This is a genomic window from Streptomyces minutiscleroticus, assembly GCF_014650875.1.
GTDB lineage: Bacteria > Actinomycetota > Actinomycetes > Streptomycetales > Streptomycetaceae > Streptomyces > Streptomyces minutiscleroticus.
In genome coordinates, this window is the sequence record NZ_BMVU01000001.1 from 458,679 (window position 1) to 482,539 (window position 23,861).

Consider the following 23,861-nt stretch of genomic DNA (forward strand, 5'->3'; position numbering starts at 1 on the left):
GCCTGCCATGGGCCCATTGAAGCAGACGGCGCCCGGACGGAGGAGATCTCCTCCCCACCTTCTCGGCAGGTGATACGGGCGCCCGGCCCGGGCGCGGCCGCGGAGCGGGCACGGCGCGGGGGTGTCCGCGGACACGGCGCAGGGGCGCCCGCCGGATCGGCGGACGCCCCTCGCGTGTGGATCCGTGCCCGGCGGCGCCGGAGGATCAGACCTGGCCGGCCTTCTCCAGCGCGGAGCAGCAGGTGTCGACGAGCAGCCGCGTCACGACGTACGGGTCGACGTTGGCGTTCGGGCGGCGGTCCTCGATGTAGCCCTTGCCGTCCTTCTCGACCTGCCACGGGATGCGGACCGAGGCGCCGCGGTCGGAGACGCCGTAGCTGTACTCGTTCCACGGGGCGGTCTCGTGCAGGCCCGTCAGACGGTCGTCGATGCCGGCGCCGTAGTTCTTGACGTGGTCCAGCGGCTTGGAGCCCTCACCGAGCGACTCGGCGGCGGTGATGATCGCGTCGTAGCCCTCGCGCATCGCCTTGGTGGAGAAGTTGGTGTGCGCGCCGGCGCCGTTCCAGTCGCCCTTGACCGGCTTGGGGTCGAGGGTGGCGGAGACGCCGAAGTCCTCGGCGGTGCGGTAGAGCAGCCAGCGGGCCACCCACAGCTGGTCGGCGACCTCCAGCGGGGCCAGCGGGCCGACCTGGAACTCCCACTGGCCGGGCATGACCTCGGCGTTGATGCCGGAGATGCCCAGGCCCGCCTTGAGGCAGTTGTCCAGGTGAGCCTCGACGATCTTCCGGCCGAAGATCTCGTCGGCGCCGACGCCGCAGTAGTAGCCGCCCTGCGGGGCCGGGAAGCCGCCCGCGGGGAAGCCGAGCGGGCGGGTGCCGTCGAAGAAGGTGTACTCCTGCTCGATGCCGAAGATCGGCTCCTGCGCGGCGAACTTCTCCGCGACCTCGGTGAGCGCGGCACGGGTGTTGGACTCGTGCGGCGTCATGTCGATGTTCAGGACCTCGCACAGCACGAGGACGTCGTCGCCGCAGCGGATCGGGTCCGGGCAGGTGAAGACCGGCTTGAGCACGCGGTCCGAGGCATGGCCCTCGGCCTGGTTCGTGGAGGACCCGTCGAAGCCCCAGATCGGCAGCTCGGCGCCCTTCGCGTCGTCCGCGAGGATCTTCGTCTTGGAACGGAGCTTGGCCGTCGGCTGGGTGCCGTCGATCCAGATGTACTCAGCCTTGAAGGTCACGGGCCACATCCTTCGGGGTGGGTCTCGACTGCGCGGTGCGCGGGCGCGGCGCTGCGGCACCGGGGCGCCGCGGTACGACCGGCAGCCTGTCAACGGGCGATTTCCCGCCCATTGCCCGCACGTGAACCCCGTGTTACCCGGGGAGGGTGTGCCCGGAGTCACGGCGCGGGCGGCGTTCGCATCCGTGACCGCGGCGGTCCGTGAGGCCCGGGGAGCGTCGCTCCGGGGCGGCGCGCGCCGCCCCGCGCGGCCCGGACCGTCCCTTCCCCGGGACGGCCCGGTGGCTCGTATGCGATGGGTTTCGGCGGGCGGGGCCGGGTCCCGGCGCGGCCGCGGGGCGACGCCGGGCCCGGGTCCCGCCGGTGGCGGGCCTCAGCCCGCCCGCTCGACGCGGGCGTTGCGGACCAGGAACCTCCCGGCCTCGCGGACCTGCTCGAACGCCGCGTCGTTCAGCAGGACGCAGCTGCCGGAGACCGAGGTGACCTCCACGGTCGTCGACCTGCCGTTGTCCAGGTTGGTCACCTTCAGCCGCGTACCGGCCGGGAACCGGTCGCTGGAGGCCGCCGGGGCCCCCGCCTCGCCGGACAGCGTCACGGTGGAGCCGGCGCACACCTGCTCACCGGCGGATCCCGCGCCGTCCCCGGCCCCGGATCCCGCACCCTTCCCGGCTCCGGCTCCGTCCCCGGAGCCCGCGCCCGCCTCGCCGCCGGTCCCGGTGCCGTCCGCCGGCGCGCTCGCGGCCGACGAGGGGGCGGCGGTCCCGGCGGCCGCTCCGCCCGCCCCGCCGTCCCCGGCCCCGATCGGGCAGCCCGACGCCGCCTGCTTGCGCTGGATCTCCTCGACCACCGCCTCGCGGTTGGCGATCCGGGCCTGCGACTGCGCGTCGGGGGCGGCGCGCTGCTGCTCGATGAACCGCTCGTTGTCGGCCAGGGCCGTGGCCAGCCCCTGGCAGACCACGGAGGACCCGGCCCGCTCTGCGGGCGCCGCGTTCGAGGTGCTCGCCAGTGCGAAGGCCCCGCTCCCGGCGACGGCCGCGGCGCCCATCAGCAGCGCGAGCTTCTTCTTCGGGCCGAGCGTTCTCCTGCGCGACATGCGGGCCTCCTGCTCCGGGCCGCCCGCGACGGCGGTCCGGCGACGACGACGGGGGGTGCCCCCGCCCGGGCGGCGGGGGAGCGTACGCCGCTGGGTACGGAATCCCGGACGGGATTGCTCACCATCCCGCCCGGACCACCCGCGCGACGTGCCGCGCACGGCCCCGCCGCCGCCCCTTCCGGCCACCGGGGCAGCGCCTCCCGGCCACCGGGACAGCGCCTTCCGGCCACCGGGGCAGCCCCTCCCGGCTACCGGGACAGCGCCTCCCGCACCGCCTCGTCCGTGCGGGCCACCACCGCGCTGCCGTCCTCGGCGGTGATGATCGGCCGCTGGATGAGCTTCGGGTGGGCGGCCAGCGCCGCGATCCACCGCTCCCGTGCGCCGGCGTCGCGCGGCCACTCCTTCAGGCCGAGCTCCTTCGCGGCCGGCTCCTGGGTACGGGTGATGTCCCACGGTTCGAGCCCGAGCCGGCCGAGCACGTCGCGGATCTCGTCCTCGCCCGGGACGTCCTCCAGGTAGCGGCGGACGGTGTAGTCGGCGCCCTCGGCGTCGAGCAGGCGCAGCGCGCTCCGGCACTTCGAGCAGGCCGGGTTGATCCAGATCTCCATGCTCCAAAGGTACGCGGAACACCGTGCGCCCCGGGTGTCACAGAAGGCCTCAAAGCCCTTCTGGCCAGGGGCTTTTGTCAGTGCCCGGCAGTAGAATAGAAGCAGTGTTCGAGGGGTCGTCGTATGTTCCGAGGTCCCCGACCGCGACAGGAGGATGCCCGTGCCCGCTGCCGCCATCACCCCGCTGCCCACCCAGACCACGGTCAGGAGGGCGGTCCCGCTCGACCGTCCGTACGCCCCCGTGGAGAAGCGCCCGCTGCCGCCGGGCCGCCCCCGCGAGTGGTACATCACCCACAACCGCCGCCTGAAGGCGATGCGGCTGGCCATCGCCCTGCTCGACCTCGGGGTCCACAGCGCGAACCAGGCCCGCGACGAGAAGATACGCAGCACCGCCGAGCTGATCGGCGTCCACCCGCCGTCCGACACCACCTGCCGCATGGTCCGGGCCCTCATGCGCTACTCCCGCTGAGGTCCCGCCACGGCCTCCGGCGTCCCGGTCCCGGCGGACCGGGGCGCCGGCCCGTGCCACCTGCGCCGCCCGCCCGGTTCCGTCCGTCCGCGCCGCTGCCACGCGCCCGGCCCCCCGTTACGCTGGCCGTGTGGGACCGGAGAGGTCCGCCGACCACTACGCCGTGGTCGCGGTCGCGTCGTCCGCGGGCGGCGTCCACGCGCTGGGCACCCTGCTCGGCGGTCTCGGTCCCCGGCTGCCGGTGCCGGTCCTCGTCGTGCAGCACCTCGACCCGCGCCACCGCACCGTCATCGCCGACGTCCTGCGCCGCCGTACGCGCCTCGCCGTCGAGCTCGCCGAGGACGGCGGGCGGGCGCTGCCCGGCACCGTGCACATCGCCCCGCCCGACCGCCATCTCCTGGTCGGCCCCGGCGGCACCCTCACCCTGACCGGGAGCGAGCTGGTCCACTTCGTACGGCCCTCCGCCGACCTGCTCTTCGAGTCCTGCGCGGGCGCGTACGGACGGCGGACCATCGCCTGCGTGCTGACCGGCACCGGACGGGACGGCGCGATGGGCGTCGAGGCGGTGAAGTCCCGCGGAGGCACCGTCATCGTGGAGGATCCGCGCTCGGCGGAGTTCGCGGGCATGCCCGAGGCGGCGGTGGGTACGGGCGCGGTGGACTTCGTGCTACCTCTTGAGGAGATCGCCCCGGTCGTATGCGGGCTGACGGACATCGAGAAGCGGTAGCGCATGAAGGGGCGGCCATGAGCGACGTGCGGGACGTGGAGACCGACGAGGAGCTGGAGGAGCTGCTCGGCTTCCTGCGGGACGCCCGCGGTTTCGACTTCACCGGCTACAAGCGGTCCACGCTCGGCCGCCGCATCCGCAAGCGCATGGCGGAGGCGGAGGCGGAGACGTACGCCGACTACCGCGACCACCTGGAGACCAACGCCGACGAATTCAACGCGCTGTTCAACACCATCCTGATCAACGTCACGTCGGTCTTCCGCGATGCCGACGCCTGGACGTTCCTGCGGCGCGAGGTGCTGCCCGAGCTGCTGTCCCGGAGCGGCGCCGACGACGAGATCCGGGTGTGGAGCGCGGGCTGCTCCAGTGGCGAGGAGGCGTACTCGCTGGCGATCATGTTCGCGGAGGCCCTCGGCGTCGACGAGGCCCTCGGCCGTGTCAAGATCTACGGCACGGACGTCGACGAGGAGGCGCTGCGCGAGGCGCGCTCGGGGCTGTACCCGGCGAAGGCCCTCGAACCGCTCGCCCCCGAACTGCGCGAGAAGTACTTCGAGCAGCACGGCACCCGGTTCGGCTTCCGCCCCGACCTGCGCCGCCGCGTCATCTTCGGCCGCCACGACATCACCCGGGACGCGCCCATCTCCCGCCTCGACCTGCTGGTGTGCCGCAACACCCTCATGTACTTCAACGTCGAGGCGCAGACGCAGATCCTCGACCGGTTCCACTTCGCCCTGCGCGAGGGCGGCTTCCTCTTCCTCGGCAAGGCCGAGATGCTGCTGAACGACGCCGACCGGTTCGACGTCCTCAACATGCGCCAGCGGATCTTCCGCCGCCGCCCCGGCGACGCCGTGACGCCCTACCAGCCGACCGCGCCGAAGCCCAGGTCCGGCCTCGGCGCGGGCAGCGAACCGCACACCGCCGTGCGCGCCCGCCAGCTGCGCGACCTCATCCTCGACGCCTCGCCCGGCGCCTCCCTCGCCGTGGACACGGAGGGCACCGTCGTCCTCATCAACAGCCAGGCGCGCGGGCAGTTCGGGCTGACCGCGAACGACGTCGGACGGCCCATCCAGGACCTGGAGATCTCCTACCGCCCGGTGGAGCTGCGCTCGCTGATCGAACAGGCCACGCACGAACGCCGCACGCTGCGGGTCAACGGGGCCGAGCGCCGCACCGGCGACGACGTCCAGTACTTCGACATCTCCGTCCAGCCGCTCATCGGCGCCGACAGCCTGCCCGCCGCCACCGCCGTCACCTTCGTGGACGTCACGGTGGCCACCCGGCTCAAGGCCGAGGTCAAGCGCGTACGGGAGGACCTGGAGACGGCGTACGAGGAGCTCCAGTCGACCAACGAGGAGCTGGAGACCACCAACGAGGAACTCCAGTCCAGCATCGAGGAGCTGGAGACGACCAACGAGGAGCTCCAGTCGACCAACGAGGAGCTGGAGACCACCAACGAGGAACTCCAGTCCGGCAACGAGGAGCTGGAGACCATGAACGAGGAGATGCGCATCCGCACCGACGAGCTGGACGAGGCCCGCGCCTTCCTGGAGGCCGTCCTGACCAGCATCGCGGCGGGCGTCGTCGTCCTCGACAAGGACCTGAGGGTCAGGAGCTGGAACAAGGGCGCCGCGGACCTGTGGGGCCTGCGCCCGGAGGAGGTGCTGGACCGGCCGTTCTTCGACCTGGAGTTCGGACTGCCCACCCGGGAGCTGCGCGGGACGGTCCAGCGGTGCCTCGACGACGGGCGGCGCGCCGAGCCGGCCCTCGTCCCCGCGGTCAACCGGCTCGGCCGGCGCATCGGGTGCTCGGTGCTGTGCAGCCCCTTCGACGGGCACAACGGCGGTGTCGTCCTGCTGATGGAAGAGGAGCGAAGCGGCAGCGCTCCGTGACGGCCGTGGGCGTACCATGCAGGCATGCCCCCCGAGCGGGAAGTTCCGGAAGCCGCCTGGCGAGCACGTCGCCGCGCGGCCCAGGCGAGCGAGCGGGCGGAGCGGGAGCAGGCCGCCGCCGAGCGCAACGAACGCCTGGCCGCCGACACGGGCCAGGACTTCTACCGGCAGGCCGCGGCCGCGCACCGCAGGGCGGCCGCCGCCCACCGCAGGACGGCATCCTGCCAGCTGACGACCGCCCGGTTGCACGAGGCGCACGCGAGCAGCCTGCGGGCCTGGCGGACGAGCCGGAGCGGCGACCGCCCGCGCTTCATGACCGGTGTCGCGAGAGCGTGCGGCACCACGAGCGCGGCCGTCTCCCTCATCGGCCCCGACCGCGCCAGGCTCGCGGTCGCGGCCTCGAACGACCGGGCGCACGCCGCCCAGGAGCTGGAGTACCTGCTGGGCGAGGGGCCGGCCCGCGACGCCGCGAACGAGGTCCGCGTGGTCGCCGAGTCCGGCCGGGCCCTGCAGGAGCACTGGCCCGCGTACGGCCCGGCCCTGCGCGAGATGGGCATCACCGGGGTGATCGCGGCGCCGCTGCACGTGCCCGGCGGGTGCATCGGGGCCCTCTCCGTCTTCGGCGAGGGGGACGGCATGGCCGGAACCGGGCTCATCGCCGAAGTCGCCGACGCCCTCACCCGTACTGTGTTCCTCGGCCCGGACGCGGACCCGGGACTGTACGGTGACACCGACCTGGAGGCCGTCGTGCACCAGGCGGCCGGCATGGTCTCCGTACAGCTCGGCTGCCGGATCGGTGACGCGCTCGAACTCGTCAAGGCGCGTGCCTTCGCAGAAGGGGAGAGTCTGCGGACGATCGCCGAGCGCATCGTGCGCCGTGAACTGACACTCGGCTGAGACCGGCCGGGTGTCCCGTCAACGCCACGGACCTAGAGGCGGAAGGGAAACCATGACCACGCCCACGCCGGAGCAGCAACTGGCGCATATGTTCGTCGAGCTTGCCGGCGGTACGGTCACCGAGCCGTCGGACCCGTCGGGGATCCTGGCGATGCTGGCCGCGCACAGCACGCGCCTCCTGGCCGCCCGCGCCTCCAGCGTGCTGTACGTGCCGGACGACCGCGCCCCGCGCCAACTGGCCTCCACGGACCAGGAGCTGCTGCACCTGGAGGAGAGCGCCGTCGAATGGGGGGAGGGGCCCGGGTACGACGCCCACCGCTCCGGCCGGCGGGTGCCGGACACCCCGCTGGACTCCGACGAGGCGCACCGCCGCTGGCCGCAGTACGCGCCGCGGGCCGTGAAGCTGGGGCACCGGCGGGCCGCCGCGCTCCCGCTGCCCGGCCGGTCGGCCGAGCAGCCGGTGCTGGGCGCCCTGATCCTGCTGCGCTCCGACGACACGCCGTTCACCGCCGAGGTCCTGACGCTCGGCCAGTCCCTCACGGCCGTCGCGGGGCAGGTGCTGGCCCGCGAGCGCGAGGTCAGCGAGAGCCGCGCCCTGGCCGACCAGCTGGGCCAGGCGCTGACCAGCCGCGTCATCATCGAGCAGGCCAAGGGGGTGCTGGCCGCCCGGCTCTCCGTCCCGGTCGACGAGGCGTTCCGCCTGCTGCGCGGATACGCCCGCTCGCACCAGCGGCGCCTTGCCGAGGTGGCCCGCGAGGTGGTCCACGAGGACCTCAAGATCACCGGCTGACCGGGGGCGGGGCGCGGGACTCAGCCGAGGACCGCGTCCACGAACCGCCGCCGGTCCGCCGCGTGCTGCTGCAGCCACAGCCCCACCTGGTGCCCGGCGTCCGGCAGGTCCAGCCGCGCGAAGTCGGCGCCCTCGGTGAGCGCGGCGGCGACGGCCCCGGTCACCTCGGGCGGGATCACCTCGTCGGTGCCGGGCACGGCGAGGACCGCCCGGCCGGTGTACCGCCGCAGCGCGTCGAGCGCGGGGGAGTCGCGCCAGCTGCCGGGCGTACGGATGAGGGTGCTGAACGGCCCGTCGCCCGTCCCGAAGGGCAGGGACCAGGCCGCCGCCGCGTAGACGGCGGGCGCGCACAGGCCCAGCGCCACCACCCGGCTCCCGAAGTGCCCGGCCAGGTCGGCGACCGTCTGGCCGCTCATGCTGAAACCCACCACGACCAGCGGCCCGTCCGCCGGCACGCGCGCCCCGACGACGGAGACCGCCTGCTCGAACCGTCCCCGCAGGCTCAGCCCGCGCTGCTCCCCGGTGCTGTCCCCGTGCCCGGAGAAGTCGAAGGCCAGCCCGCGCAGGCCGCGCGCCGCGAACTCCTCGAGCAGCGGGAGCAGCCGCTCCTTGCTGCCGTGCCCGGCTCCGTGCAGCAGGACGGCGGTGGCCGGCCGCGCGCCGTCCGCGCCGGCGGGCACCGCCTCCACCCCGCTGAGGCGCTCTCCGTCGTGGTCGTGTGTGAAGGGGATCAGCTCGGTCATGCCCTCCATTCACTCACGCCCCACGGGGCCGCGGTCCACCCCTCCCGGCCGTTATTCGCTACCGCGGGGACGCCGCCCCCGGCAGACTGGAGTTACGCTCGACGCACGGACAACTACTCTCCGCGCACCGGCGGGCCGGTGCCGACACCCGCGCCGCGCCGGACACCTCAAGGTCCCACACCCCCGTTCAAGGAGATCCGCCATGGGTGCCTTGATCACTACGGCGACCCTCGTCCTGGTCGTCCTGGGCTTCGGCGAACCGCTCTGGTGGCTCGCCGCCTGCGCCCTGCTCCTCCTCTACGCCCTGTACGGCCGCCCCGGACGGCGCTCGTCCACCCGCTCCTCGTACGGCAGCGGCGTCCCGGCGGCCCCGCAGACGCGGTTCGACACCAGCTACCGCGCCTACCGCGAGCGCCGCGACCGCCAGGCCAGGTACGAGCGCCGCTACCGCCGCGAGCGTCCCGTCGAGGCCCGGCGGCAGGAGCGCCAGGGAGGCGGCCGGGCGTAGCACGGGACGAGGCCCCGTCCCCACCCGAAGGGCGGCGACGGGGCCTCGTCCCGTGAACCGTGCGGCGCGGCGCACGCGGTGCGTCCGCGCGGGTCCGGCTGCCGATCACACGTCGAAGTAGAGCTCGAACTCGTGCGGGTGCGGACGCAGCTGCAGCGGCGCGATCTCGTTCGTGCGCTTGTAGTCGATCCACGTCTCGATCAGGTCGGACGTGAAGACGTCGCCCTGGAGCAGGAACTCGTGGTCGGCCTCCAGCGAGTCGAGGACGGCCGGGAGCGAGGTCGGGACCTGCGGGACGCCCGCGTGCTCCTCGGGGGCCAGCTCGTAGAGGTCCTTGTCGATCGGTTCGGCCGGCTCGATCTTGTTCTTGATGCCGTCGAGGCCGGCGAGCAGCAGCGCCGAGAAGGCCAGGTACGGGTTGCCGGAGGAGTCCGGGGCGCGGAACTCGACGCGCTTGGCCTTCGGGTTGGAGCCGGTGATCGGGATGCGCATGGCCGCGGAGCGGTTGCGCTGCGAGTACACCAGGTTGACCGGGGCCTCGAAGCCGGGCACCAGGCGGTGGTAGGAGTTCACCGTCGGGTTGGTGAAGGCCAGCAGCGACGGGGCGTGCTTGAGGATGCCGCCGATGTAGTAGCGGGCGGTGTCGGACAGGCCCGCGTAGCCGGCCTCGTCGTAGAAGAGCGGGGAGCCGCCCTGCCACAGCGACTGGTGGACGTGCATGCCCGAGCCGTTGTCACCGAAGATCGGCTTCGGCATGAAGGTCGCGGTCTTGCCGTTGCGCCAGGCCACGTTCTTCACGATGTACTTGAAGAGCTGGAGGTCGTCGGCGGCGGCGAGCAGCGTGTTGAACTTGTAGTTGATCTCGGCCTGGCCCGCGGTGCCCACCTCGTGGTGCTGGCGCTCGATCTGCAGGCCGGCCTTCTCCAGCTCCAGGGAGATCTCGGCGCGCAGGTCGGCGAAGTGGTCGACCGGCGGGGCCGGGAAGTAGCCGCCCTTGTAGCGGACCTTGTAGCCGCGGTTGTCCTCGACGGCCCCGGTGTTCCAGGCGCCCGCCTCGGAGTCGATGTGGTAGTACGCCTCGTTCTCGGCGGTCTTGAAGCGCACGCTGTCGAAGACGTAGAACTCGGCCTCGGGGCCGAAGAAGGCGGTGTCGGCGATGCCGGTGGAGGCGAGGTATGCCTCGGCCTTCTTCGCCACGTTGCGCGGGTCGCGGGAGTACTGCTCGCCCGTGATCGGGTCGTGGATGAAGAAGTTGATGTTGACCGTCTTGTCGCGGCGGAAGGGGTCGACGCGCGCGGTGGACAGGTCGGCGCGGAGCGCCATGTCGGACTCGTGGATGGCCTGGAAGCCTCGGATCGAGGAGCCGTCGAACGCCAGCTCCTCGGACGGGTCGAAGGTCGCGGCCGGCACCGTGAAGTGCTGCATCACGCCCGGCAGGTCGCAGAAGCGGACGTCGACGAACTTGACGTCCTCGTCCGCGATGAACTTCTTGGCCTCGTCGGCGTTCTGGAACATCCAGCTCCTCCTACTCCCGGCCCGCCTCGGACCGGGGTGGTAGTTCGTTCGTGCGGCCAGTGCGGTGGCACACGCTGGACCCGACCATAGGGACGGGGGATTTCTCCAGCATGACTCATTTGTTTCGGAGAAGTTAACCGGAGTGGCGCCGCCGGGCCGCCCCGTCCACCCCGCCCGGCGGGCACCGCGCCCCGGCGCAGTACCGTGGACGGGTGGACAACAGGCAAGCAATCGGATCGTGGCTCTCCGGACCGCGCGCGGCCGCGGAGGACGCGGGTGTCGACTTCGGCTACCGGGGCGAGCAGCTCGGCCTCCCCGAGCACGGACCGGGTTCGATCGCCCGTCCCGGGCGGCGCCTGGGGGCCCTCGCCGTCGACTGGGCCCTGTGCCTGCTGATCGCATACGGCCTCCTCGCCGACGGTTACGACCAGACGACGAGCAACTGGGCGCTGCTCGTCTTCTTCGTCCTGAGCGTCCTCACCGTCGGCACGGTGGGCTTCACGCCGGGCAAGCGCCTGTTCGGCCTGCGGGTGGTCGCCGAGGGCACCGGCCGCGTCAGCCCGGCCCGCGGGCTGCTGCGCACCGTCCTGCTGTGCCTCGCGATCCCCGCCCTCGTCTGGGACCGCGACGGCCGCGGCCTGCACGACCGCCTGGCCCGCACGGTCGAGGTACGGAGCTGACCCCGCCGGGGCCGGGGCGCGGGCCCCGGTCCGGGGGCCCCGTACGGCGTGCCGGGAGTCCACGGCGTGCGCGGGAAAGGAAGAGGGGCGCCCGGGAACGTCGTTCCCGGGCGCCCCTCGCCGTGTCCGGCGCTGTCAGCGCATCTTCGGTCCGCCGCGCGGCATCCGCATGCCCTTGGGCATCGGGCCCTTCGGCAGCGGCATGTTGCTCATCAGGTCGCCCAGCGCGCGCAGGCGGTCGTTGGTCGCGGTGACCTGCGGGCCGCTGAGGACGCGGGGCAGCTTCAGCATGGTCGTGCGGACCTTCTTCAGCGGCACCTGGCCCTCGCCGTTGCCCACGACGATGTCGTGCACCGGCACGTCCGCCACGATGCGGTTCATCTTCTTCTTCTCGGCGGCCAGCAGGCTCTTCACCCGGTTCGGGTTGCCCTCGGCGACCAGCACGATGCCGGCCTTGCCGACGGCCCGGTGCACCACGTCCTGGCTGCGGTTCATGGCCACCGCCGGGGTCGTCGTCCAGCCGCGCCCGACGTTGTCGAGGACGGCCGCGGCGGCGCCCGGCTGGCCCTCCATCTGCCCGAAGGCGGCACGCTCGGCCCGGCGCCCGAAGACGATCGCCGTCGCGAGGAAGGCGAGCAGGAGGCCGAGAATGCCGAGATAGACCGGGTGACCGATCAAGAAGCCGATCGCGAGGAAGACACCAAGGGTGACGATGCCGACAGCCGCGAGTACAAGACCGATCTTCGAATCGGCCTTGCGGGTCATCTTGTAGGTCAGGGCGATCTGCTTGAGCCGCCCGGGGTTCGCAGCGTCCGCTGCGGGTTCCTTCCTCGCCATGCTCTGAAGTCTACGTGTCCCCCACGGGGCGGACGACGTCAGGAGGCCGGTGGTGCCGTCCGCGGAAACGATCGGTACCGAACCGGTACGGGACCAGTAGGGGTCCGTAATGATCGGTGACCGGTCGGAGCCGGACGCTACGGGCGGGTGGCCAGACCGGCCTGTTCGAACACGCGCTGCGCCTCGACCCTGTCCTTGGCGCGGCGGCGGTCCTCCAGGACCGACGTCCAGGCGTTGCGGCGGGCGGTGCGCTGACCGCCGCTCATGAGGAGGGACTCGACGGCACGGAGTGCATCGGTGAACGACGGGATCGCGGTGGCGCGGACGGGCGCGGCCTGCATGGTGGAGGTCCCCCCTCGGGATGGCGGCACTGGGTGAAGCTCTACGTGCGTGAGTCCAGGGTCACTGATTGGTGTTACCAGGGCGTGACCTGGCGGTCAAACGCCCATGAAGCCCCCATGTCGCGGCCCGGAGCGCGGGCGCGGCCCCGGCACCGCTCCCCATCTGCGGGAACGGCCGGGGCCGCGGCGTCTCGGACACTACTGGGAAGTAGCCTCTTGTGCGCGAATTCACACGGAAGGCGGAGCCCCCGTGCGGGGCACGGCTGACGGCGCGTCAGACGGCCTGCGAGGCGACGTACGCACCGCGCTTCTCGACCGCCATCTGGTAGAGGCGCCCGGCGCGGTACGAGGAGCGCACCAGCGGGCCCGACATCACACCGGAGAAGCCGATCTGCTCGGCCTCCTCCTTCAGCTCCACGAACTCGTTCGGCTTGACCCAGCGCTCCACCGGGTGGTGGCGGACGCTCGGCCGCAGGTACTGCGTGATGGTGATCAGCTCGCAGCCGGCCTCGTGCAGCTGGCGCAGCGCCTCGCCGACCTCCTCGCGGGTCTCGCCCATGCCGAGGATCAGGTTCGACTTGGTGACCAGGCCGTGGTCGCGGGCCTCGGTGATGACCTTCAGGGAGCGCTCGTAGCGGAAGCCGGGGCGGATGCGCTTGAAGATCCGCGGGACCGTCTCGACGTTGTGCGCGAAGACCTCGGGGCGGGAGGCGAAGACCTCCGCCAGCAGCTCCGGGACGGCGTTGAAGTCGGGGGCGAGCAGCTCGACCTTGGTGCGGCCGCCCTCGCGGTCCGCCGTCTGCGCGTGGATCTGGCGCACGGTCTCGGCGTACAGCCAGGCGCCGCCGTCCTCCAGGTCGTCGCGGGCGACGCCGGTGATCGTGGCGTAGTTCAGGTCCATCGTGACGACGGACTCGCCGACACGGCGCGGCTCGTCGCGGTCGAGCGCCTCGGGCTTGCCCGTGTCGATCTGGCAGAAGTCGCAGCGCCGGGTGCACTGGTCACCGCCGATGAGGAAGGTGGCCTCGCGGTCCTCCCAGCACTCGTAGATGTTGGGGCAGCCGGCTTCCTGGCAGACCGTGTGCAGGCCCTCGCTCTTCACGAGGTTCTGCATCTTGGTGTACTCGGGGCCCATTTTCGCCCGCGTCTTGATCCACTCGGGCTTGCGCTCGATGGGGGTCTGGGCGTTCCGGACCTCCAGGCGCAGCATCTTGCGTCCGTCGGGTGCGACTGCGGACACATCGGCTCCCTGTAGCTTCGATTCGTGGGCGTACCTCAGGGTACGCCCGTTGATTGCGCGGCCGGACGGCCGGGTGCCGGCCGCACTGCCCCTTGAGGCAACCCCGGCCCCGCGGGGCGCATTCCCCCGCGCCGGACCGGGGTCCCACCGCGGGCCGTGGCCCGCGTCACACCGTGGCGCGCTCGACCTCGCGCGGCTTGAGCTCGGCGTTCTCCAGCACCTCGCGCAGGTGGCGCTCCACCACCGGCAGGACCTCCTCGACCGTGACGTCGCGGCCCAGCTCGTTGGCCAGCGAGGTGACGCCCGCGTCGCGGATGCCGCACGGGATGATCCGGTCGAACCAGGCGTTGTCCGGGTTCACGTTGAACGAGAAGCCGTGCATCGTGACGCCCTTGGCGACGCGGATGCCGATGGCGGCGATCTTGCGGTCCTCGCGGCGCTGGCCCGCGTTGGAGGGCGCGTACTCCGGGCCGTTCAGGCGCGGGTCGAACTCCTCGTCCGTCAGGCGCGGGTCGAAGTCCAGGGACAGGCCGCCGAGCGACGGGCGCTGCTCGACGGGGTCGCCGAGGACCCAGACGCCGCTGCGGCCCTCGACCCGGGTGGTCTCCAGGCCGAACTCCGTACACGTGCGGATCAGGGCCTCCTCCAGGCGGCGCACGTGGGCGACGACGTCCACCGGGCGCGGCAGCTTCTGGATCGGGTAGCCCACGAGCTGGCCCGGGCCGTGCCAGGTGATCTTGCCGCCGCGGTCCACGTCGATGACCGGCGTGCCGTCCAGCGGCCGCTCGCTGTCCTCGGTGCGCCGCCCGGCCGTGTAGACCGGCGGGTGCTCCAGCAGCAGGCAGGTGTCGGGGATCTCGTCCTGGAAGCGGGCGGCGTGCACACGGCGCTGCTCGTCCCACGCCTCCTGGTACTCCACGGCGTCCGGGCCGAACCCCATGCGGACGAACCGCAACTCACTCACGGCAAGCGCCTCCTCTTCAGCGGCCGCGGGCCCGGAGACCGTCACCCCGGGTCTGCGTAAGGCACGAAAGATGCCCTTGCCACTGTACGACCGCCCGCCGTCCGTCAGCCGCGCGGGCGATACTCACCCGATTGGATGAATGGACGTGGAAGTGTGCGAGTCCCTGACTACGGAACGCTACATTCGCGCCGTTCATGAGGCCAATGAGGGCTGCTTGAGGCACGGCGGCCGACCTCGCCGACGCCGGAAGGCAGGAGATCGCACCGCAGATGACGGAACGACCCGCGCAGCGCATCCCCAATCGTCAGCTAGCCGCGCTCATCGCAGAAGCGGGATTCTCCAACGCGGGGCTCGCCCGCCGCGTGGACCAGCTCGGTCTGGAACACGGGCTGGACCTGAGATACGACAAGACCTCGGTCACCCGCTGGCTGCGCGGCCAGCAGCCCCGGGGCACGACCCCGGCCCTGATCGCCGAGGTGTTCACCCGCCGGCTCGGACGCCGGCTCACCGCCCAGGACCTCGGTCTCGACGCCTGCGCCCCCGTCTACGCGGGGCTGGAGTTCGCGGCCAGCCCGGAGGAGGCCGTCGACATCGTCAGCGGGCTGTGGCGCAAGGACTCCGGCAGCCACGCCGAGCTGCGCAAGATCGCGTTCACCCCGGCCGGGCTCGTCGTGCCGAGCCGGGACTGGCTGATCGGCCGCCCCGACGACCGGGTCGCCCGGGCCGAGGCGCCCCCGGGCGGCCGGGTGCCCCCGCAGGGCCGGCCCGTCGGCCGCCCCATGGCGGTGCCGGAGCAGCCGGGACAGGTGCCCCGGCAGCGGGCGCGCACCGAGCGCGAGCCCGGCCAGCGGGTGACCGGCGGCGACATCGCCGCGCTGCGCTCGGTGGGCGAGCTCTTCCGCGCGCTCGACCACGCCTACGGCGGCGGCCACGCCCGCCAGGCCCTGGTCCGCTACCTGGAGCACGAGGCCGAGCCGATGCTCCGCGGCAGCTACGGCGAGCAGACCGGGCGCCGGCTGTTCGCCGCGGTCGCCGACCTGACCCGGCTGGCCGGCTGGACCTCGTTCGACATCGGCGCGCACGGCCTGGCCCAGCGCTACTTCGTGCAGGCGCTGCGGCTCGCGCAGGCGGCGGGCGACCGGGCCTACGGCTCGTACGTGCTGGTGACCATGAGCCGCCAGGCCGTCTACCTGGGCCACGGCCGGGAGGCGATCCAGCTGGCGCGCGTCGCCCAGCAGGGCGTGGGCTCGTCCGCGCCGCCCGCCGTCCAGGCGCTGCTGTACGCCGTCGAGGCGCGCGGCCACGGCGTGCTCGGCGAGGTCCGGGCGTGCACCGCCTCGCTCGTCCGGTCCGAACGGGCGCTGGAGGCGTCCCGGACCACCGACGAGGTGCCGCACTGGGCGCGCTTCTTCGACGAGGCCCAGCTCGCCGACGAGTTCGGGCACTGCCACCGCGACCTGCAGCAGTACCGGGCCGCGGCGCAGCACGCGGAGCGCTCGCTGCAGCTGAGGGCGCCCGCCTTCGCGCGCAGCCGGCTGTTCTGCCGGGTCGTCCTCGCCTGCTCCCGGCTGGGTCTCGGCGAGCTCGACCAGGCGTGCCGGCTGGGCGCCGAGTCGGCGGCGCAGGCGTCGGAGATGCGGTCGGCCCGCGCGATCGAGTACGTGCGGGACTTCGAGCGCCGCCTGGAGCCGTACCGGGACGCGGCGCCCGTGCGCGGCTACCGGGACAAGGTGGCGACGCTCGGCTAGCCGGGCGGGACGCCTCCTGAGCGGCGGCCCCGGTGCGGACCCCTTCCGCGCCGGGGCCGCCCGCGTCCCGGCGGTCAGGCGGCGTGCGGCAGCGGGTCCGAGGCGAACGCCGCGCCCACGCCCAGGTCCGCGAGGACCGCCGCGGCGGCCCGGTGCCCCGAGCGCAGCGCGCCCTGGACCGTGCCGGTGTCGCGGTGGTCGCCGCAGACGTAGAGGCCGTCGAGGAGGCGGACCGGGCGGCGGGCGTCGTGCGGCGGCGGCATGGCCGGGACGGCCTCCGGCGTGTGGCGCACGGCGAGCGTCTCCCAGCGGTACGTCGGTCTGCCGTACAGGACCGCGAGCCGGGCCCGGACCACGGCCTCGACGTCGGCGGGCGGCGGACCGAGGACCGTGGTCGAGACCAGCGCGCGGCCCGCGGGCGCCCGCGACGGGTCCACCTCGCTGACGACCGCCGTGTGCGCCACCGGGCTGCGGCGGTCCGCGTCGAGCAGCAGCGACGGCTCGGCGAGCGGCGCCTCGTCGGCGGTGTGGTGCACCACCGTCACCGGGTGGAACGGCGGGACCCTGAGCCCCGGCAGCAGCTCGGCCGCGTCCCGCGCGCCGGTCGCCACCAGGACCGCGCGGCAGCGCAGTACGCCGTGGTCCGCGGTCGTCACGGAGGTGGTGGACACCGAGGTCGCCCGCACCCCCGTGCGGACCGTGCCGGCGGGCAGGGCCGCCGCCAGCAGCTCCGGCAGCGCGTCGGCGCCGCCCTCCGGCACGCACAGCCGGCCCGCGGCGAAGGAGCGCAGCGCGAGGTCCGCGCAGCGGCTGGACGTCGTCAGGTCCGGATCGCCGAGCAGCGCGGCCAGCAGCGGGCGCAGCAGCCCGTCGGCGGTACGGGAGGCGACGCCACGCGCCGCGAACGCCTCGCGGGCGGTCGTCTCCGGCCGGGACAGCAGCCGTTCCACGGGCGTGGCGGCGAGGCGGGCGAGCGCGGCGGTCAGGCGCGCCTGGTCGGAACCCAGAGGGGCGCTCACGAGGGCGCGTGCCGCGGTGAGTGCGCCCCGCGCGCCCCCGGCGCGTACGGTGCCGCCGACGCGCTGGGTGCGTCCCTCGCCGTGCACGAGGACGCCGGGCGCGAAGGGCCGCAGGACCAGGGCGTCAAGGCCCGGGGCGAGGCGCGGTTCCTGGGGCGAGGCCGACAGGAACCGCCCGACGCGGTCCAGCCGGAACCCGTCGATCTTCTCGGTCGCCATCCGGCCACCCGCACAGGAGGCGGCCTCCAGAACCACGGTGGGGACTCCCGCCCTGGTCAGCCGGTGGGCTGCGGTGAGTCCCGCGACTCCCGCCCCCACGACGACGACATCCGCCCGGAACGCCGGCTCAAGCACGTGCCCCTCCTCGAGGTTGCGCGGCTGTCGGAGACGTCATGCCCCCAACAACGTTCGGAAATACCCGAGTTCGCGTCGAGAGTAGGTCCGTGTCCGATCAGAGACAGTCGCGCATCGGAGAGGCACGGTCGCACGCCGGTCGCATACGGGTCGCACACGGCCGGAAGTTGTCACGGAGGGTGAGGCCGGGGCCCGGACCGGGGTCGGGGCCCGAGGTCCGGAGCCCGGACCGGCGCTCAGTCCAGTGCCGCCCTGATGGCCTGCTCGATCTTCGGGAAGGCGAAGTCGAAACCCGACTCCAGCAGGCGCGAGGGCAGGACGCGCTGGCTGCCGAGCACGTCCCCGGAGAACTCCCCGAGCACGGTCCGCAGGACCGGCGCCGGCACCGCGAACACCGTGGGCCGGCGCAGCACCCGCCCCATCGCCGCCGTCACCTCCCGGTTGGTGACCGGTTCCGGTGCCGTCAGGTTGAACGGGCCCGACAGGCCCTCCGTCTCCAGCAGGTGCCGCAGCGCCGCCACCTCGTCGTGCAGCGCGATGAAGCTCCAGTACTGCCGCCCGTCGCCGAGGCGCCCGCCGAGCCCCGCCTTGAACAGCGGGAACAGCCGCCCCCACGCGCCGCCGCCGGAGGCCACCACCAGGCCGGTGCGGGCGAACACCGTCCGGACGCCCGCCTCCCGCGCCGGAGCCGCCGCCTCCTCCCACTGGACGCACAGCGAGGGCAGGAAGCCGTCGCCCGGGGGCGCGCTCTCGTCCACCGCGCGGTCGCCGGTCTCCCCGTAGAAGCCGATCGCGCTGCCGTTGAGCAGCACCCGCGGCGGTTCGTCGAGCGCGGCGGCCGCCTCCGCGAGCGTCGCCGTGCCGAGCACCCGGCTGTCGCGGATCGTCCGCTTGTACGCGTCGGTCCAGCGGTGGTCGCCGACGCCGGCGCCCGCGAGGTTCACCACGGCCGTGCAGCCGGCGAGTCCGGCCGCGTCGACGTACTGCCGTTCCGGGTCCCAGCGGACCTCGTCCTGCGCGCGCGGCGCGCGCCGCACCAGCCGCACCACCTCGTGCCCGTCGGCGGTCAGTGAGCGCACCAGTGCCGTACCGATCAGTCCGGACGCGCCGGCCACGGCGATTCGGGTAGGTTCCATGCCCCCATCCTGCGCCACCCGCCCCCCGGACGAGGGGCGCGGGCCCGGGCCGGAGCAGGTGATTCCGGACGTGCCGCCGTGTTCCGGCCGTACAGTGACGTCCATGCCCGAGCCGCACGAGCCGTACATACGCACCGCCCTGCCCGACGACGAGGACGAGCTCGGCCGTCTGGACCGGGCGGCCTGGTCGCCCCTGCACGCGGTCAGCCCGCCGCCGCGACCGCCGTACGAGCCGTTCTTCACCGAGCGCTTCGGACCGCGCGACCACCTCGTCGCCGAGCTCGACGGGCGGATCGCCGGCTACGTGCGCCTCGGCTTCCCGACCTCCCTGCCCTCCAACGCGCACGTCCGCCAGATCCAGGGGCTCGCCGTCGCCGCCGAGGCGCGCGGCCGGGGCGTCGGCCGCGCGCTGCTCAGGGCGGTGGCCGAGGTGGCCCGCCGCCAGGGGGCGCTGCGCCTCACGCTGCGCGTCCTCGGCCACAACACGCCCGCGCGCAGGCTGTACGAGTCGGAGGGCTTCGTCGTCGAGGGCGTCCAGCCGGGGGAGTTCCACCTGGACGGGGAGTACGTGGACGACGTGCTGATGGGGCGCAGGCTCTAGGAGCCCGAAGCCCGAAGCCCGGGGGCCGGGGTTCCGGAGGCCCGGACGGCGGTGTCCCGTCGGGGGCGGGCGGGCCGGTGTCCCGTCAGGGGCGGATGCCGTCCATGAAACGGCGCAGGCAGCGGACCGCGAGGTCCCGGGGCGAGCCCGGGCCCTCCACGTCCGCGTCCGTCTCGGACCAGGTCTCCAGGGCGACCCGGATGGCGTCGGTGGCGGCCGCGGCCGCCAGGCGCACCTCCAGCGGGTCCGCGTCGCCGGCGAAGCGGGCCACCACCGGGACGAGCCGGTCCTCCGACTCCCGGTTCACCCGGTACCAGACCGTGCGCAGCGCCGGGTCCGCCGCGGCCGCCCGCAGCAGTCCGCGCGTCCAGCGCAGCCCCTCCGCCTTGAGCTCGCCGCGGACGGTCAGGGACTCCGCGATCGCCGCCTCCAGCGCCTCCGGGAGCGCCGTGTCCGGCGGCATCGCCGCCAGCCGCTCCCGCCAGTGGTCCCCGCCGACCGCCAGGAGCGGCGCGACCGCGTCCTGCTTGTTGCGGAAGTAGCGGTAGAACGTGCGCAGCGCGACGCCCGCGCGGGCCGCGATCTCCTCCGTCGTGGTGGCGTCCGGGCCCCGCTCGGTGAAGAGCTCGGCCGCCGCCCGGGCGATCTCGAACTGGGTGGCGGCCTTGCGGCGTTCGGTCAGGGAGGGGCCCTTGGCGGGGCCGGTGGACGCGCTGGACGCGGGGGGCGCGGGGGGCGCGGGGGACCCGGCGGGCGGAGTGGACCCGGCGGGTGCGGCGGACCCGGCGGACGCGACGGGCTTGGCGGACCTGGTGCTCACCGAAGGAAGCGTACGCCCGTGCGAGCACCGGCAACATGTGTCGCGCCCGTCCCGCCCGTCCCTTCCGCCTCGGGCACCGGCAGGGAGGCGGAAAGGGCGGGCGGTGCCGGGGACGCGCAGCTCAGGAGGTGACCGGGTCGCCGGTGTCCACCGGCCGCGTGGCGTCCGCCGCGCGTTCCGCTTCGGCCGCCACCTCGTCGGCCGTCAGCACGTACCCCGTCTCGTCGTCCGACGTGGAGCGGGCGAAGACCACGCCGTAGACCTCGCCGCCGGTCGTCAGCAGCGGCCCGCCGGAGTTGCCGGGGCGGACCGTGGAGCGGATCGAGTAGATCTCGCGGGTGACCATGCCGGTGCCGTAGATGTCCTGGCCGCGGGCCTGCGTCTTGCCGGCGACCGTGGCCGCCCGCAGGTCCAGGCCGCCGTCCTCCGGATAGCCCGCCACGACGGCCGCGTCCCCGCCGGCCGCACCGGTGTCGAAGTCCAGCACCGGTGCCCGGAGCCCGGGCACGTCGAGCACGGCCACGTCCTTGCCGGGGTCGAAGAGCACGACGCGCGCCTCGTACGCCCGGCCCGTGCCGCCCACCCGTACGGTCGGCTCGTCGATGCCGGCGACCACGTGCGCGTTCGTCATCACGTGCTCCGCCGCGTACACGAAGCCGCTGCCCTCGCGGCCCTGGGTGCCCGTGACGCCCTCGACCTTGACGGTGCTGAGCTGGGCCGCGCGCCTGGCGGCGGCCGTGACGCTGTCCCCGGAGGGGCGGGCGACGCCGGTGGTGGGCTCGTTCTCGAAGGGGTTGAACACCTGCGGGAACCCGGCCTCCGTGAGGGCCGAGGTGGCCCGCGCGAACCAGGTCGGCGTCGTCTCCGGCATCACGTCCTGCACCGTGCCGAGCAGCGCGGAGCCGCGGATCGCCCGGGTGAGCACCGGCGAGGCGGACGCGGCCAGGACGCTCGCGGCGACCCAGGCGACGAGCAGGACGGCGACGGCGTTCGCGGCGGCGCCGCCCACGCCGTCGACCACCCGGACCGGGCCGCCCGCGCGGTCGAGGCCGCGGCGCAGCCGCAGCGCAAGCCGCCCGGTCAGCTCGTGGCCGATCACGGCGGGCACCAGTACGGTCAGGACGGCCGTGACCGTCGCCGCCGTCGTGCCCGCCGTCACGAAGTCCATCACCCAGGGCAGCAGCCACACACCGACGACGGCTCCGCCCACGAAGCCGGCCAGCGAGACGCAGCCCGCCACGAGGCCGCGGCGGTAGCCGGACCCCGCGTAAGCCACCATCACCAGCAACAGCACGATGTCGAGCAGGTCCACGAGGCTCCTTCCGTCCGGGTCCCCTCGTCCGTACGACGCCGGGACCCCACGTACGTACGCCGCGTGCCCCGTGATCAGGCGCGGCCCGTGGACCTGTATAAACGTCCCGGACCAGGACATTGGTTCCACCGGCCGGCACACCACACGTCGCGGACGTCCGGAGTGTCCCGGAGAGTGGGGACCATGCGTGTCTTCCGCCCGCCCACCGTGCGCAGCAGCCGGGGCGCCGCCCTGCGCCGCCTGCTGCGCACGAGGCACGCGCGCGGAACGCACGGCGCGGCGAGCGGGGCGACGGAGCCTGAGCAAGACGAGGCGAGCGGGACGACGGCGCCTGCGCGAGGCGACGTGAGCGGGGCGACGGCATCGGCGTGCGGCGCGGCGAGCGGGGCGACGGCACCCGCGCACGACGGTGCCTCCGGGGCGACGGCGCCCACCCGGGGCACCTCTGCCCAGGGGGCCTCCGCCCAGGGCGCCCCCGGCCGGTACACCCCGCCCCAGGGCGCCTCCGCCCACGGCGCCTCCGTCCCGCCGCGCCGCTCCCCGTACCGCCGGCCCCCCGGCCGGCGGCGCCGGGCCAGGCACAGACGGCCGCGGGCCGTCCGGCCGGCGGTGCCGTTCCGGGGAGCGGCGCTGCCGCGCGCCGCGCGGGCCGCGCTCGGGTGCCTTCCCGGGCTCGTGGCCGTCGCCGCGCTCGTGCTGTGCGCGACGGGGGTCGACCGGAGCGCCACCGGGCCGGGGCGGGCCGCCGGGACACGGGCCACCGGGCCGCGGCCCGACATCGTGCCGCGGGAGCGCTGGGCCGCCGGCACCACGCGGAGCGAGGCACCCGTACGGTACGCGGACCGGGTGGCCGCCGTCTTCGTGCACCACACCGACTCCCCGAACGACTACGACTGCGCCGACGTGCCCCGCATCATCCGGACCCTGTACGAGGGCCAGGCCGGCGACCGGCACTGGGACGACATCGGCTACAACTTCCTCGTCGACCGCTGCGGCACCGTCTACGAGGGCCGCGCGGGCGGCGTCGAGCGCCCCGTCGTCGGCGCGCACACCCAGGGCTTCAACGCCGGCACGGCCGGCATCGCCGCGATCGGGACGTTCACGGAGGGCGTGCCCGTGCCGCGGGCCATGACCGACGCCATCGCGGCGGTCGCCGCCTGGAAGCTGGGCCTGTCCGGCGTCGACCCGCGCGCCCCGGTGCGACTGGTGTCCAGCAACAGCCTGAGCAGGTACCGCGCGGGCACCAGCGCCACCTTCAGGGCCGTCGCCGGGCACACCGACGGCTACGCCACCGTCTGCCCCGGCGCCGCCCTCACGGCCCGGCTCCCGGGGATCAGGGAGCGGGCCGCCCGCCTCCAGGGCCGCACCTGAGGCCGGCGCACCGCACAGGCGCCCCACAGCCGCCCCACCGGCCCCGCCGGCCCCGCCGGACTCCGCCCCCCGCTGCGGCCGGGGCGGTCCGCCGGTCAGTCCCCGAAGCGTTCCCAGAGCCTGGGCAGCCGGCGCGCCAGCGCCGCCTCGTCCGTCAGGTCCAGGGCGGTGCCCGCCGGCTGCGCGGGCGCGGGCGGGAGATCGAGGTCCGGCACGACGGTGCCGGTGAGCTGCTCGTACGCCTCGTCCGCCGCGTAGCCGAGCTCCTCGCCGTCGCCGTCGACCTCCTCGTCGAACCCGGCCAGCAGGTGGGCCAGCGCGTCCGGGTCGTGCACGGCCCTCTCGTACACCTCGCGCCCCTGCCCGATCAGCCAGCAGCGGAAGAGGTCGAAGGCGTCGTCGCCGTCGTCTCCCAGGAGGATCCGGGCGGCGCCCCACAGGTCCCAGGTGTACGCGCGGTTGTAGCGGGCCTCGAAGTGACGGGCGAAGTCCAGGACCGACTCGGGGTCCGACCGGACGAGCCGCTCGACGAGCAGGTCGGCCTGCTCGTCGGGGTCGCCCCCGGCGGCCTCGCGCGTGGTGTCCACCAGCTCCCAGAACCGTGTCTCGTCCATCACGGGTCCAGCATCGGCCTTGCGCCGGGCCCGCGCACCCGGGACATACGGCCCTTTGTCCGTGCCCGGCACCGCACGTCCCCTCCGTCCGCGGCGTCCGTCCGGCGGGCGGCCGGACGCCCCCGACGGGGGGAAGGAAAATCCGGCGGAACGTGCCGCCCGCGCGGTCGCCGCCCCGGTCTCCCGCGGTCGCCGGCCCGGACCGGGCCCGCCCGAACGGCCGGTCCCCGCCCGGCGGGCGGCCCGCCCGGGGGCGCGGCGTCACGGGCGCCGTCGGCTCCCGCCCGGACGTGCGGGGCCGCCCGCGGGACGGATCGGCGGGCCGGGAGGGCAGCCCGCCGCCGGACCCCGC

General features: G+C 74.3%; 24 protein-coding genes. 10 read left to right on the plus strand and 14 right to left on the minus strand.

Going from position 1 to position 23,861, the window contains the following annotated elements:
* Positions 1-205: 205 nt before the first annotated feature.
* The 3 genes from glnII to IE271_RS01795 all read right to left on the minus strand — a co-directional run bounded on the left by glnII (position 206) and on the right by IE271_RS01795 (position 2,934).
* Positions 206-1,234, minus strand: a complete 1,029-nt coding sequence (gene glnII / locus IE271_RS01785) for a glutamine synthetase (RefSeq protein WP_190188293.1) — start codon at positions 1,232-1,234, stop codon at positions 206-208.
* A gap of 372 nt (positions 1,235-1,606) precedes the next feature.
* Positions 1,607-2,326 carry an SCO2207 family protein gene (locus tag IE271_RS01790; protein WP_190188294.1) on the minus strand — a complete coding sequence of 240 codons (720 nt, stop codon included), beginning with the start codon at positions 2,324-2,326 and terminating at the stop codon, positions 1,607-1,609.
* 248 nt (positions 2,327-2,574) lie between these two features.
* Positions 2,575-2,934, minus strand: coding sequence for an arsenate reductase family protein (locus tag IE271_RS01795; RefSeq protein ID WP_190188295.1), 360 nt, complete (start codon positions 2,932-2,934; stop codon positions 2,575-2,577).
* A 154-nt stretch (positions 2,935-3,088) separates the two neighbouring features.
* Between IE271_RS01795 and IE271_RS01800 the strand changes: the two genes are divergently transcribed.
* The 5 genes from IE271_RS01800 (at position 3,089) to IE271_RS01820 (ending at position 7,706) form a co-directional block, all read left to right on the plus strand.
* Complete coding sequence (locus tag IE271_RS01800; protein WP_190188296.1) at positions 3,089-3,403, plus strand: hypothetical protein; 315 nt, start codon at positions 3,089-3,091, stop codon at positions 3,401-3,403.
* A gap of 130 nt (positions 3,404-3,533) precedes the next feature.
* Complete coding sequence (locus IE271_RS01805; protein ID WP_190188297.1) at positions 3,534-4,130, plus strand: chemotaxis protein CheB; 597 nt, start codon at positions 3,534-3,536, stop codon at positions 4,128-4,130.
* A gap of 17 nt (positions 4,131-4,147) precedes the next feature.
* Positions 4,148-6,019, plus strand: coding sequence for a CheR family methyltransferase (locus IE271_RS01810; protein ID WP_190188298.1), 1,872 nt, complete (start codon positions 4,148-4,150; stop codon positions 6,017-6,019).
* 24 nt (positions 6,020-6,043) lie between these two features.
* Positions 6,044-6,916 (plus strand): GAF and ANTAR domain-containing protein, encoded by an 873-nt coding sequence (locus IE271_RS01815; RefSeq protein ID WP_190188299.1) that lies wholly within the window; start codon positions 6,044-6,046, stop codon positions 6,914-6,916.
* Positions 6,917-6,968: 52 nt separating this feature from the next.
* Positions 6,969-7,706 (plus strand): ANTAR domain-containing response regulator, encoded by a 738-nt coding sequence (locus IE271_RS01820; RefSeq protein WP_190188300.1) that lies wholly within the window; start codon positions 6,969-6,971, stop codon positions 7,704-7,706.
* Between the two features lie 20 nt (positions 7,707-7,726).
* On the opposite strand, the gene IE271_RS01825 is transcribed toward IE271_RS01820, so the two are convergent.
* The gene (locus IE271_RS01825) at positions 7,727-8,449 is read right to left on the minus strand and encodes an alpha/beta hydrolase (protein WP_190188301.1); all 723 of its coding nucleotides are present in this window, start codon (positions 8,447-8,449) and stop codon (positions 7,727-7,729) included.
* A 202-nt stretch (positions 8,450-8,651) separates the two neighbouring features.
* On the opposite strand from IE271_RS01825, the gene IE271_RS01830 reads away from it, so the two are divergent.
* Positions 8,652-8,957 (plus strand): hypothetical protein, encoded by a 306-nt coding sequence (locus IE271_RS01830; RefSeq protein WP_190188302.1) that lies wholly within the window; start codon positions 8,652-8,654, stop codon positions 8,955-8,957.
* A gap of 105 nt (positions 8,958-9,062) precedes the next feature.
* Here IE271_RS01830 and glnA read toward each other — a convergent pair whose 3' ends face one another.
* Entirely contained in the window at positions 9,063-10,472 is a 1,410-nt protein-coding gene (glnA, locus tag IE271_RS01835; protein WP_190188303.1) for a type I glutamate--ammonia ligase, read from the minus strand.
* Between the two features lie 212 nt (positions 10,473-10,684).
* On the opposite strand from glnA, the gene IE271_RS01840 reads away from it, so the two are divergent.
* The gene (locus tag IE271_RS01840) at positions 10,685-11,152 is read left to right on the plus strand and encodes an RDD family protein (protein WP_190188304.1); all 468 of its coding nucleotides are present in this window, start codon (positions 10,685-10,687) and stop codon (positions 11,150-11,152) included.
* A gap of 135 nt (positions 11,153-11,287) precedes the next feature.
* Here IE271_RS01840 and IE271_RS01845 read toward each other — a convergent pair whose 3' ends face one another.
* The 4 genes from IE271_RS01845 to lipB all read right to left on the minus strand — a co-directional run bounded on the left by IE271_RS01845 (position 11,288) and on the right by lipB (position 14,534).
* The gene (locus IE271_RS01845; protein ID WP_190188305.1) at positions 11,288-11,989 is read right to left on the minus strand and encodes a DUF4191 domain-containing protein; all 702 of its coding nucleotides are present in this window, start codon (positions 11,987-11,989) and stop codon (positions 11,288-11,290) included.
* A 137-nt stretch (positions 11,990-12,126) separates the two neighbouring features.
* Complete coding sequence (locus tag IE271_RS01850) at positions 12,127-12,330, minus strand: SCO2195 family GlnR-regulated protein (protein ID WP_190188306.1); 204 nt, start codon at positions 12,328-12,330, stop codon at positions 12,127-12,129.
* 274 nt (positions 12,331-12,604) lie between these two features.
* Positions 12,605-13,570: a lipoyl synthase gene (lipA, locus tag IE271_RS01855; protein ID WP_190188307.1), complete on the minus strand. Its 966-nt coding sequence runs from the start codon at positions 13,568-13,570 to the stop codon at positions 12,605-12,607.
* A 166-nt stretch (positions 13,571-13,736) separates the two neighbouring features.
* Positions 13,737-14,534, minus strand: coding sequence for a lipoyl(octanoyl) transferase LipB (lipB, locus tag IE271_RS01860; protein WP_190188308.1), 798 nt, complete (start codon positions 14,532-14,534; stop codon positions 13,737-13,739).
* A gap of 269 nt (positions 14,535-14,803) precedes the next feature.
* Between lipB and IE271_RS01865 the strand changes: the two genes are divergently transcribed.
* Entirely contained in the window at positions 14,804-16,282 is a 1,479-nt protein-coding gene (locus tag IE271_RS01865) for an NsdA family TPR-like regulatory protein (protein WP_190188309.1), read from the plus strand.
* 74 nt (positions 16,283-16,356) lie between these two features.
* On the opposite strand, the gene IE271_RS01870 is transcribed toward IE271_RS01865, so the two are convergent.
* A complete protein-coding gene (locus tag IE271_RS01870; RefSeq protein WP_190188310.1) occupies positions 16,357-17,655 on the minus strand; it encodes an FAD-dependent oxidoreductase in 1,299 nt (432 codons plus the stop codon).
* Positions 17,656-17,891: 236 nt separating this feature from the next.
* Complete coding sequence (locus IE271_RS01875) at positions 17,892-18,791, minus strand: TIGR01777 family oxidoreductase (protein ID WP_190188311.1); 900 nt, start codon at positions 18,789-18,791, stop codon at positions 17,892-17,894.
* 103 nt (positions 18,792-18,894) lie between these two features.
* Between IE271_RS01875 and IE271_RS01880 the strand changes: the two genes are divergently transcribed.
* Entirely contained in the window at positions 18,895-19,392 is a 498-nt protein-coding gene (locus tag IE271_RS01880; RefSeq protein WP_190188312.1) for a GNAT family N-acetyltransferase, read from the plus strand.
* An 85-nt stretch (positions 19,393-19,477) separates the two neighbouring features.
* Here the strand turns inward: IE271_RS01880 and IE271_RS01885 are convergent, their stop codons facing one another.
* Positions 19,478-20,074, minus strand: a complete 597-nt coding sequence (locus IE271_RS01885) for a TetR family transcriptional regulator (protein WP_190188561.1) — start codon at positions 20,072-20,074, stop codon at positions 19,478-19,480.
* A gap of 259 nt (positions 20,075-20,333) precedes the next feature.
* Complete coding sequence (locus IE271_RS01890; RefSeq protein WP_190188313.1) at positions 20,334-21,524, minus strand: MarP family serine protease; 1,191 nt, start codon at positions 21,522-21,524, stop codon at positions 20,334-20,336.
* Between the two features lie 183 nt (positions 21,525-21,707).
* Between IE271_RS01890 and IE271_RS43820 the strand changes: the two genes are divergently transcribed.
* Positions 21,708-22,895: a peptidoglycan recognition protein family protein gene (locus IE271_RS43820; protein WP_190188314.1), complete on the plus strand. Its 1,188-nt coding sequence runs from the start codon at positions 21,708-21,710 to the stop codon at positions 22,893-22,895.
* 95 nt (positions 22,896-22,990) lie between these two features.
* On the opposite strand, the gene IE271_RS01900 is transcribed toward IE271_RS43820, so the two are convergent.
* Entirely contained in the window at positions 22,991-23,509 is a 519-nt protein-coding gene (locus tag IE271_RS01900) for a DUF4240 domain-containing protein (protein ID WP_190188562.1), read from the minus strand.
* Between the last annotated feature and the right edge of the window lie 352 nt (positions 23,510-23,861).